Source organism: Pseudogracilibacillus amylolyticus (SeqCode), from assembly GCF_051918545.1.
Classification (GTDB): Bacteria; Bacillota; Bacilli; order Bacillales; family Amphibacillaceae; genus Pseudogracilibacillus.
Window position 1 is genome coordinate 18,519 of the sequence record NZ_JBPPZG010000028.1, and the last position, 10,699, is coordinate 29,217.

Below are 10,699 nucleotides of genomic sequence, written 5' to 3' on the forward strand. Positions count from 1 at the left end.
TACCCTAAAACCCCATTAGATCATAATTACTTTGATAACGAGCAAAGAGTACGCTTGTTTAGATTGCAGTTTATGAAAATTAAAAAAATCCGAACGAATACAGTTTTATGAAAAAATTGTATTACAGTTCGGATTTCTATGACTTATATGCTTTTATCTTATCCTCTTTTTAAATTATGCGTTTTGTAACGCGTCATACAGACTATCTTCTGTTATCTTATCATGAGAAGCATTCCAAACTGCTTCTTTATTTTTCAAAACAAACGCTTGTGGTGATTGGTGCCGGATCCCTAAGTCCTCTGCAATTTGATCAGACACTGGACGAGTTTCTCTCACCTTTACATAAAATGCTCCAATATCTTCTTCATTGTTATCTAAAAAACGTTGAAATTCAGCAAATGCTTCAGCACTAATTGGACAAGTGGTGCTTTGCTTAAAAAGTATGACTGGTTTTTCTGTTGAAGTATCCCACACTTCATTTAAATCGTCAATTTCTAAAAGTTCTTTTAATTCTGTCATGTAAATCCTCCTTGTCTTTATAGCATTCGCCTCTATTTTAAGGATAATTCATCCTTGATACAAATAATCAGTTTGGTGTATTTTTATTTATTACGAACAGCGAACAAGTAGTTTCTATTTAACACAAGTAATACAATCGCCATGAGAACTACAGAAAAAACTTGTGAGTTTTCAGTAAAGACAGAATAAAGGGTTGCACCTACCATCGCGAAAATTAAAATTGAATTTGCCAAATGGTAAGTTTTATACAGTCCATTTAACATGATGTACCTTTCTCCATCATCAGTCGATTCTAATAACTTTTTGGCATACTTTGAATCAGACATACTAGGTATTTCACGTTCAGGGTAAACAAAACGCATTAAGTTTGCCATAGAGGCTTGAAATAAATAACTAATAACTGCGATAATGATTCCAACTACGATCAGCACCATATTTTTTGTAGTCATTAATACAACACATAACGCCAATAATGCAATAATTGAACTAGATTGTGAAAATAATGAGTAATCACTAAACTTTTTGTACTTTAAAAGATCAATTTCATCTTCTTCATCACCTTGTAAATTCTTACTCTCTAATTTTTTTATCTGCATGTGTAAAAGAAAACTCCATCCTAATAGGATAAAAACGATACCTAATAATCCAGCCACAATTCCATCAGCATATGTTAATAAATCTATAGAAGAAATACTTAACATAAAATACGCTCCAAAAAACCCGACAACAGCACCTATTAACAGTTGTATTATAATTTTCATTTACAATTCATCCTCCTCAAAGAAAAATATGTTTTCAATCGGCTCTTCAAAAATACGTGCAATTCGAACTGCAATCAATAAGGAGGGAACAAACTCTTCACGTTCGATTAAACTAATCGTTTGTCTCGACACTTTCGCTAATTTTGCAAGTTGTGTTTGATTGAGCCCTTCTCGTGCGCGAAGTTCTTTCAGTCGACTTTTCAAATATCATCACCTCTGAATTAATTGTAAAGGATACGTTTAATTTTGACAAGTATATTTGTCAAAATTAAACGTAAGTTAGTCAATTATGGTTTGTAAATTTTACTCTGTCTGCTTTGAAGTTTGCTATATGTATGTTTCTTGGTAGCGTGATAGGAGGTGTACATTTTACCGGCGGTGTTGGGGTAAATATCAGCGGGGAAGTTCTGCACAAATATCAGCGCAACCGTTATTTTATTGGCGCTTCTGCGTAAATATCGGCGCGGTGCAATTTTATCAGCGATTCTACGCTAATATCAGCGCGATTGCTATTTTATCAGCGATTCTATACAAATATAGGTGCGATGCAATTTTATCCGCAATATTCCATCCACAGGAGTGAACCTCCCCCACTAATTGCTGACGCAATTTGAAGGGGACTGCGCCTTCGCTTTTTTGTTCAAAAAAAAGATTGCCTAATCATCCCAGGCAATCTTTTTTTACTCGTTCTTTATTTCTGCAACTACTTCTTCTACTTCTTGACGCGATATTTTCTCTTTTCCAGCTTCCATTGCTTCTAATGTTCGTTTCGCTAAAGCTAATGGTATTTTACAAAACAGTGAAATTGTTCGTGTTTTAATATCTTTCAAATATTGTTCACCAAGGCGTAAATTTTCGTTAGCATACTCAAATACATCATCCCTGCTCCATCCTTCGGGGATAAAGCGAACCCCGCGTTCCGTATAATCCTCATGTTGATTACGCAATATATTTACGGCTTGTAATCCTCTTCCAAATCCAATTGCTAAATCTTGATCCGTTTCCGTTCCGTCATACCATTTCCATATATCAGAAAGCATAACTCCAACGAGCCCTGCTACATAATAAGTATAATTATCTAGATCATCTTTCGTTTTTATTAACCAATCTCTTTTTACCCAGTCCGCCATTCCACCAGCCATTTCAGCTGTAGCTTCTCTTACTTTTCCAACGATACCTTCTGGGCAAACTTTAATCCAGTCAGCTAGTCGGATCGTAACTTCTGGTAACTTCAGTTGGTACGGTTCAATGGAACGTAAGTAAGCATGCTGATCAAACTCGCCATCTTCCAATAATAACTTTTCAGTATTTTGTAAAAGATTCTGCTTCACATCAGCCGCTAACGTCTCATGATCCTCAATTTCATCGATGGCACGCATACATAAATAAGCAGAACCAACTGTTAATCTAAGTTCTCGCTTTAATAATGTAATAGGGATATAAAAAGTACGGCTTGTCTCCTTTAATACATGCATTGCTTCCTTTTCTAGCTTAGCTTGATAACTCAACTTACGTTTCCTCCTTATGCGGACTCTAATTCAAGTATAGCAAAGAATCGCAAATATTTCTTACCATATTACTTTTTTCTTTTTTTCTAAAAAATTTTAGATTTATATTTACATTTGAATGGTATTGGATTATAATCCTCTCATTACATAAACACTTGAAGGGAAAATGCAAGATGACTGATAACAGTTCATTAATTAAATTTACAGAAATAGAACGAAAAACAATGCCACATTATTACGATTATGCGATTGCAATTGAAAAGGTTGTAAAAACTTTATATGATAAGACTGGGAAAACTTTTAAAATTTATTCATCAGAAGACGGTTTTGAAGAATTAAACAGTGCAATAATTCAGATGTTAAAAAATAATTCACCTGATATTGAAGTAGTATCTCCTATTTTCGATCATATTAGTGCTAGAAAAATTCATTATACAGACAACGAAGATTATTTCATCTCATATTCGGAAGAAAATAATTTAATTTACTTCGAAAAGTATCAAGTTGCTTATGCAACTATCACTATCTACCAAAGTCATGCTGATTATCCATTAGAATTTATCTTTGCTGTGGATGATGAAAGTATCTTAACATTTATTAAAGAAATGATTGATAAAGAAAGAAAGTTTATGCTCCATGGGATTACTGTATTAACAGATACGGAAGAAGGATTGGAACGATCAAAAGAAGAAATTACAAAACAAATTCATCGGGATGATGTTTTACTAGCAGACAATGTTAAAAAAGATATTTTTCGTTCCATCGATGAGTTTTTCTCTAAAAGCGGGACTTTCTTTAAAATGTATGACATCCCGTACAAGCGCGGTATTTTGTTATACGGAAATCCAGGTAATGGGAAAACAACATTAGTGAAATCAATTGCCGGGAGTGTTGATGCCCCTGTTGTTTATTGGCAAATAACCGAATATACTTCAAGTTATTCAATCGATGAGGTGTTTCAAACAACTAAAAAACTAGCACCTGTTATCTTAATCATTGAAGATATTGATTCCATGCCTTATGAATGTCGTTCATTTTTTCTAAATACATTAGACGGCGCGACAACAAAAGAAGGAATTTTTCTAATTGGAACAACCAATTATCCCGAAAAAATCGATCCTGCTTTAATTAATCGAGCTGGTCGCTTCGATCGTGCTTATGAGATAAAACAACCGAGTACAGAACTACGTCGAGAATATTTAATCAATAAACAAGTAGTCCAATTTGTTGATGAAAATAAAATTGATTATATTGCTGAGAAAACAAAAGGACTATCGATAGCACAATTAAATGAACTATATATGTCCATGGCATTGGAATGGCATTATGAGAAAAAAGTAGACGTAGATAAAATTATTGAAGAATTAAAAGAGAATCATAAAAAAACGATGAAACAAGACTTTGAAATGGAAGATTATGATGAAAAATTAGGGTTTTAATTTATCAATTAATGTTAGACTAATAGTATACTTTTAAATAATAGCTTTTTTCTAAAACATTGTTGTTTAAAATTACAAAATCCATAAACTGCGACATTAAAAACATAGAACACGGGCATATAGAGGCTAATCGTTCCCCTTTTAGCGATAATCCAAGGAAAACGGGCATGATTAAGTGCTAATCGTTCCCCTTTTAGCGATAATCCAAGGAGAACGGGCACAATAAAGTTTTAATCGTTACCCTTCTAAGAACAATACAATAAGTACGGTTACTAAGGAAATCTTTGAAGGTAGGACGTCGTGCTTGCAGAAACGAAGTGTATTTCCGTAGCTATGGAATAATTACTATCCGGAGTTATGTCACAGTTTACTTCAACTAAGATAATAAAAAACAATAAATTACGAAAATAGTCTTAATAAAAAATAACACAGAGATGCTGATTGATCATCTCGATTATTTTTCCAAAGGAGACCGTAAATGAAATTTTCGAGTAGATTTATGAAGTTTATCGGTGGTCGTGACTTAATATTTATCCTTTTAGTCCTAATACTGTTAGGGATCGTCATATTTATTTATGATAAAGTTGCATTTATTTTTAATCCCTTAACAGTCATTTTTTCAACCTTATTTCCACCCATTGTTTTAGCGTTTATTGCTTATTATTTATTAAATCCGATCGTTAATCTCTTGGAACGCTTTCGCATTAAAAGAATTTGGGGAATTATAATATTAATTCTAGGAATCGGTGGTCTGATAACCGGACTAACTATTATGATTGCACCAGTTGTAGAGTCACAGATTAAAGATTTAATCAATAGATTTCCCTCTTACTTAAACCAAATGGGACTAAGTATCCAATCATGGATGCAAGCATCTATATTTGAAACGTATTATGAGCAAGGATATGATTGGGTTGTGGCAAATTTAAGTAACTTACCACAACAAATTGGAAATTATCTTGACAATGCGTATCAAGGAATTAGAAATATTGCAACAACTGTTACAACTGTGGTTGTGACGATCATTACCTTTCCGATTATCTTATTCTTTTTATTAAAAGATGGAACAGCATTTAAAAAGTATACTATTAATCTGCTTCCTCCAAGATATCGTTCAGATGTAAACCTAATTTTAAGAAACATGGATGAACAAGTTGGTTCCTATATTCAAGGGCAAATTATTGTTGCAACATGTATTGGGATTTTACTTTATATTGGGTATTTGATTATTGGCCTAGATTATGCAATTATTTTAGCTCTCATTGCTGCGGTAACAAGTGTTGTTCCATATTTAGGTCCAATTATTGCTATATCACCGGCAATTATTATCGCAATTGTTCACTCCCCCTTTATGCTATTAAAATTAGCAATTGTTTGGGCGGCTGTACAATTTTTAGAAGGAAATTTTATTTCTCCGAATGTCATGGGGAAAACAATGAAAGTCCATCCACTTACCATCATTTTTGTTTTACTTGTAGCAGGAAATTTATTCGGACTAGTTGGGGTTATTTTAGGTATTCCCGGTTATGCTCTCATTAAAGTTATCGTTCAATACATCTATGAGAAATTTAAAAAACGTTATAACTATTATTACGGTGAAAAATACGGAGCATATGAAGAAGACGGAAACAATTAGACTACTAAACAAAGGTTGTAGCGCCCTGCTCGGAGGCATTGTCTTAGCCTCCAAGCGGGGCGTACTTATTTCGATAATATTTGGTAACGAGAAATAATGATGTTGAGTCACTCACACAACATGACGAGTCGAAAAATAAGATGCTGAGTCGCTCACGCAACATGACGAGTCGCGAGAAAAGATGCTGAGTGGCGAAACCTCGTTCTTATTCACGGTTTATTATTCTTTATCCTTTAATCGCTCCTTCTACCATCCCTTTAGCAATTCGTCTTTGGAATATGATATAAAGTACGATAACCGGAACAATCGCTATAACAAGACTAGCAAATAAAGTCCCCCACGCATTCGTATATTCCGCTTCACTACTAATATAATCAATGGCCAGCGCTAATGTATAATTTTCTTGACTTTGTAAAAAGATTAACGCCATAAAATATTCATTCCAAAATTGAATCGTATTCATAATTGTAACTGTAATGATTCCTGAAGTTGTTAAAGGGGTTATGATCTTCCATAATACACCATAAGGAGTCATCCCATCCATCGCTGCAGACTCCTCTAAAGATTTGGGAATCGTACTAATGAAACTGGTTAATACAAAAATAGTAAACGGCAATTGACTAACTGCATAAACAAGCGTTAGACCAAAAATATTATCAAGTAAGTTTAAATTATTTAATAAGAAAAATAAAGGAATCCAACCAAGAACCATTGGGATCATCATTGCGGAAATATACAGCGTAAATAAAAAATTACTTCCACGAAAAGGCATTCTTTCAATTGCATAAGCTGTCGGTATCGCTAAAATAAGTGTCAATAATGCACCAAGAATAGTGACAATTAAACTATTAAAAACACTTGTATTAATATTATAGTTCGTCCATGCATGGATAAAATTGTCTAAACTAAATGATTCAGGAAACCCCCAAGGATTCCGGTAAATTTCTGCATTTGATTTAAAAGAACCGATAAACATCCATAAAATTGGGTAAAGCACTGCAATTGACCATAAAACTAATGGAATTCGTATGCCAATTCGTCCAACTCTTTCACCAACTGTCGGCTTCATCGCTTTCACCTCTCTCTTTGAGCAAATCATTTTAGTATTCTACTTTTTCACGTCTCATAAAAATTTGTAAAATAAATACGGTGATTAACGATAAAACTAAAATCATTACCCCGATCGTAGCGCCATATCCGAAATGAAACTGCACAAATGCTTGTTGATAAAGATAGGAACCCATCACATGTGTCGCATTATTGGGACCACCTTTTGTCATGACTTGAACAAGGATAAAAGAGCCGTTTAACGTTGTAATTACAATATATAGAACCGCTATTTTAATTTGTGGCCAAATGAGCGGAACCGTGATTTTCCAAAATTGTTGCCACTCACTTGCTCCATCAATCTCGGCAGCTTCATAAAAACTCTTATCAACATTTGCTATTCCACCCATTAACATCAGCATAAATAGTCCAATCCCAGCCCAAATTGCTGGTAAAACAATACTAGGTAATGCCCATTTTTCATCCCCTAACCAAGGCCTTGTAAGGTTTTCAAGCCCTAAAAATTCTAAACCTGAATTAACTAGCCCTAAATTAGGATTATATATAAACGTCCATAAAATCCCGATCACGACGACCGACATAATATTAGGAAAAAAGAAGACAATCCGATAAAATGGCGCTTCTTTTATTTTTAGTTGTGTTAAAGCAACGGCAAAAAAAAGCGCCATCGCCATAATTCCGATTACCTTTGTTACTACGAGAAAATAATCGTGAATGATTGTTTTTGGAATAATGGAGTCGGTAAATAACTTTTTATAGTTACCAAGTCCAATAAATGTTTTAACGTTAGAAGATCCTGACCAATCAAAGAAAGAATAATACAAACCACTAAATAAAGGATATAGAGTAAAAATTGCAAATAAAATAAAGGTTGGTAGGATACAAAATGCTAAAAATAAATATCGCTGTTTTTTTGACTGAACCATCTGATTCACCCTTTTCACTTTAAGACGTTTAAAAAACAGGATGGAATGAAGAAGCAAGTAAAGCATGCCTCTTCATTCCATTATTATCCGTTCTACTCTCGATAATCTGCCGCTGCTTTTTCTGCCGCTTCAGTAAATTCTTCAGCGGTCATATTTCCAAGCATCAGTGACATCAATGCATCACCAACCGGAGTTTCCAAATCTGCACTCATAGGATGAGGTTTTTCATAGATCTGTACTTGATCTGGGTCATTAATCATCGCGTTTGCCTCTGTTAAATATGCTGGAACGTTATCATTTTCTGTTAAATCAACACCTGTCAAATTCATTATTGCGCCTGTATGTTCTGAAAATGACATGGCATATTCTCTTGTGAACACGAATTCTACAAAAGCTTTTGCAGCTTCAGGGTTTTTCGCTTCCTCAGCTATTGCCAATGGCCTTAAGTCTGGTACAATTGCAAATGGCTCACCGGCATCTTGCATAGGTGATGGAATAAAACCGAAATCAAAACCGTCTGGTATATCATTTGCCATTTCATTTGGTAACCAAAAACCTACCGGGATAAAGGCGTTATCATGAAGCAAGAAATTCATTTGTGATTGCGTATGGTTCAGCGCACCAAGCCCAGAATCAAACATACCTTCTTTCTGCATTTCCTCTACTTTTTTCATCGTTTCAAGAACAACATCACTCGTCCATGCCCCTTCTTTTCCTTGAATGACATCAGCAAGTAATTCCTCTCCTCCAGCTGCACCAAATGCAGGGAATAACATACCTCTTAAGAAGTAATATGGGTGCTGTCCACTCGTTACAAACGGGTCGATTCCTTCTTTATCCTTAATTTCTTTCATCGATTCCATGAAACTATCAAAATCTGTCGGAACGGTATAGCCTTCTTCCTCAAACCATGCTTTATCATACCATGTCCCCCACGTATCAAAAACTAGTGGTAACGAATAAATTTCTCCGTCAAACGTACCTGGCTGGACAATAAAACTGTCAATTAGTTTATCGCCATTTTCTAGTTCAATATCTTGCACCCATTCCGTTAAATTCATTAGCTGTCCGTCTTCAACCATCTGTGTTTCACTTGATCCAGCACCATCAATATAGACAACATCGGGCGGATCATTTGACACCCAACGGGAGCGCATTTCGTCGTTAATGTTTGGACCGGCATGTTCAATAATATTTAAATCCGGATGCTTAGCCTGGAAATCAGCGATAACTTCTTTCCACCAAGAATCCCCATATCCACCAACAAAGTACTGGATCTCAAGATCACCTGAAAGTTCCCCATCTGAGCTTCCTTCCTCATTTGTTTCTGGGTCTTCCGATTTTTCACTCTCACTTGCAGCATCCTCATTCGATGAACAGGCAACAATAAATACTGTCATAAGCATGATGACCAATAAAAGTAACCCACGGCGTTTTAATAAAGAACTCACATTATTTCCCCCTTCTTTTTCACTTTGTTTATAGCAACTGCTCACAATTGGTTAGCTAATAAACGAATCGCCTCCCTTACATAGCCATTACTTGCTTCAAGGGCCTCTTCTGCTTCTTCAAAAGAAACTCCCAATTCTATCATAATAATTGCTAGTTTTACCTTGTAATTCGCTGCAACGAGCACATTTTCCGCTTCCTCATATGTACTATCGGTCACTTCCATAACAGTACGTTTTGCTCGTTCTCTAAGTTTGTAATTACTCGCATGTACATCAACCATTAAATTCTCATACACTTTTCCTAGTTTCACCATAACGGAGGTACTAATCATATTTAATACCATTTTATGCGAGGTTGCAGCTTTCATTCTAGTCGATCCAGTTAATACCTCAGGCCCGACGACTACTTCTATCTGACAATCTGCATATTTACTAATCTGTGAATGATTATTGCTTGATAATGAGATTGTGTAAGCACCAATTTCTGCTGCATATTTTAAAGCACCGATCGGATATGGCGTTCTGCCGCTTGCTGTAATTCCTAATACTACATCATTGGATGTGAGCGAACACTTTTTTAAATCTTGAAAGCCTTGACTCTCCTCATCCTCTGCACCTTCTGCAGCATATAGAAAAGCCTTATCTCCACCTGCCATTACTGTCTGTACCATCTCTTTTGATACCATAAATGTAGGCGGGCATTCAGAAGCATCCATTACACCTAAACGTCCACTTGTTCCAGCTCCTACATAAAACAACCTTCCACCTTTACGCAAAGCTTCATAAATTTTATTGACAGCGATTTCGATTAAATCTAATACTTTCTCCACTGCATACGCGATCTTTTTATCTTCATTATTAATTGTTCGTAACATCATTTTAGTTGTCATTTCATCCAAATTCGTGCTATTTGGATTTCTTTGCTCTGTTGTTAATTTAGAAAGTTCCAATCGTCTCTCCCCCAAACATCAATAATCTTCCATAAAAAAACGCTTCTCTAAACGAGTTGATAAAGGATGACCGTAGCATTTACTTATCAAATTTCAACTTAGAAGAGATAGCGTTTACATTTTGAGGTTTTTTATTTTTTGTGTCATTTTTTATTATTATAGGCAAATTGAACTTTTATGTCAATGTATTTTTAAAAAATAGTAATAAAATTTCAATATCTTAAGATTGATTTTTTAAAAAGGTAATTGCCTCCCTCGTTTCATCTAAATAACTTATCGTATTCTCATATTCTTCCGAGGCTAGACACATAAATAGAATATCGATAATATGTAACTGCGCAATTCGGGATGAGGTTGCTGCACTTCTGAATGTAGCTTCCCTGGAAGAAGATGTATGCAATTTAATATCTGCTAACTGATTTACGGGCGAGCTCCCATATC

General features: G+C 35.0%; 10 protein-coding genes and 1 pseudogene. 2 read left to right on the top strand and 9 right to left on the bottom strand.

All coding sequences use genetic code 11. The features are described 5' to 3' along the window. Positions 1 to 174: 174 nt before the first annotated feature. From ytxJ to ACPYKA_RS05200, 4 genes are all read right to left on the bottom strand, one after another. The gene (ytxJ, locus tag ACPYKA_RS05185; protein ID WP_479541323.1) at positions 175 to 519 is read right to left on the bottom strand and encodes a bacillithiol system redox-active protein YtxJ; all 345 of its coding nucleotides are present in this window, start codon (positions 517 to 519) and stop codon (positions 175 to 177) included. A gap of 83 nt (positions 520 to 602) precedes the next feature. Beyond that, positions 603 to 1,280 carry a DUF3169 family protein gene (locus ACPYKA_RS05190; RefSeq protein WP_479541324.1) on the bottom strand — a complete coding sequence of 226 codons (678 nt, stop codon included), beginning with the start codon at positions 1,278 to 1,280 and terminating at the stop codon, positions 603 to 605. Then, on the bottom strand, positions 1,281 to 1,484 hold the full coding sequence (locus tag ACPYKA_RS05195; RefSeq protein WP_336263066.1) for a helix-turn-helix transcriptional regulator: 204 nt from the start codon (positions 1,482 to 1,484) through the stop codon (positions 1,281 to 1,283). Between the two features lie 476 nt (positions 1,485 to 1,960). After that, positions 1,961 to 2,788 (bottom strand): squalene/phytoene synthase family protein, encoded by an 828-nt coding sequence (locus ACPYKA_RS05200; protein WP_479541325.1) that lies wholly within the window; start codon positions 2,786 to 2,788, stop codon positions 1,961 to 1,963. Between the two features lie 173 nt (positions 2,789 to 2,961). Between ACPYKA_RS05200 and ACPYKA_RS05205 the strand changes: the two genes are divergently transcribed. Both ACPYKA_RS05205 and ACPYKA_RS05210 read left to right on the top strand, forming a co-directional pair. Beyond that, positions 2,962 to 4,227, top strand: a complete 1,266-nt coding sequence (locus ACPYKA_RS05205) for an ATP-binding protein (protein ID WP_479541326.1) — start codon at positions 2,962 to 2,964, stop codon at positions 4,225 to 4,227. Positions 4,228 to 4,705: 478 nt separating this feature from the next. Then, on the top strand, positions 4,706 to 5,863 hold the full coding sequence (locus ACPYKA_RS05210; RefSeq protein WP_479541327.1) for an AI-2E family transporter: 1,158 nt from the start codon (positions 4,706 to 4,708) through the stop codon (positions 5,861 to 5,863). A 226-nt stretch (positions 5,864 to 6,089) separates the two neighbouring features. Here ACPYKA_RS05210 and ACPYKA_RS05215 read toward each other — a convergent pair whose 3' ends face one another. The 5 genes and pseudogenes from ACPYKA_RS05215 to ACPYKA_RS05235 form a co-directional block, all read right to left on the bottom strand. Next, positions 6,090 to 6,932: a carbohydrate ABC transporter permease gene (locus tag ACPYKA_RS05215; RefSeq protein WP_479541328.1), complete on the bottom strand. Its 843-nt coding sequence runs from the start codon at positions 6,930 to 6,932 to the stop codon at positions 6,090 to 6,092. A gap of 31 nt (positions 6,933 to 6,963) precedes the next feature. Further along, positions 6,964 to 7,857: a carbohydrate ABC transporter permease gene (locus tag ACPYKA_RS05220; RefSeq protein WP_479541329.1), complete on the bottom strand. Its 894-nt coding sequence runs from the start codon at positions 7,855 to 7,857 to the stop codon at positions 6,964 to 6,966. A gap of 92 nt (positions 7,858 to 7,949) precedes the next feature. After that, a complete protein-coding gene (locus ACPYKA_RS05225; protein ID WP_479541332.1) occupies positions 7,950 to 9,263 on the bottom strand; it encodes an ABC transporter substrate-binding protein in 1,314 nt (437 codons plus the stop codon). An 86-nt stretch (positions 9,264 to 9,349) separates the two neighbouring features. Then, positions 9,350 to 10,258, bottom strand: coding sequence for an N-acetylmuramic acid 6-phosphate etherase (gene murQ / locus ACPYKA_RS05230; protein ID WP_479541330.1), 909 nt, complete (start codon positions 10,256 to 10,258; stop codon positions 9,350 to 9,352). A 220-nt stretch (positions 10,259 to 10,478) separates the two neighbouring features. Then, positions 10,479 to 10,699, bottom strand: a pseudogene (locus ACPYKA_RS05235) (RpiR family transcriptional regulator); the annotation flags it as partial.

Bases quoted from the DNA above. Each gene is read 5' to 3' on its own strand.
- ytxJ (WP_479541323.1), bottom strand. From the start codon at position 519: ATGACAGAATTAAAAGAACTTTTAGAAATTGACGATTTAAATGAAGTG.
- ACPYKA_RS05190 (WP_479541324.1), bottom strand. From the start codon at position 1,280: ATGAAAATTATAATACAACTGTTAATAGGTGCTGTTGTCGGGTTTTTT.
- ACPYKA_RS05205 (WP_479541326.1), top strand. From the start codon at position 2,962: ATGACTGATAACAGTTCATTAATTAAATTTACAGAAATAGAACGAAAA.
- ACPYKA_RS05210 (WP_479541327.1), top strand. From the start codon at position 4,706: ATGAAATTTTCGAGTAGATTTATGAAGTTTATCGGTGGTCGTGACTTA.
- ACPYKA_RS05215 (WP_479541328.1), bottom strand. From the start codon at position 6,932: ATGAAGCCGACAGTTGGTGAAAGAGTTGGACGAATTGGCATACGAATT.
- ACPYKA_RS05220 (WP_479541329.1), bottom strand. From the start codon at position 7,857: ATGGTTCAGTCAAAAAAACAGCGATATTTATTTTTAGCATTTTGTATC.
- ACPYKA_RS05225 (WP_479541332.1), bottom strand. From the start codon at position 9,263: ATGCTTATGACAGTATTTATTGTTGCCTGTTCATCGAATGAGGATGCT.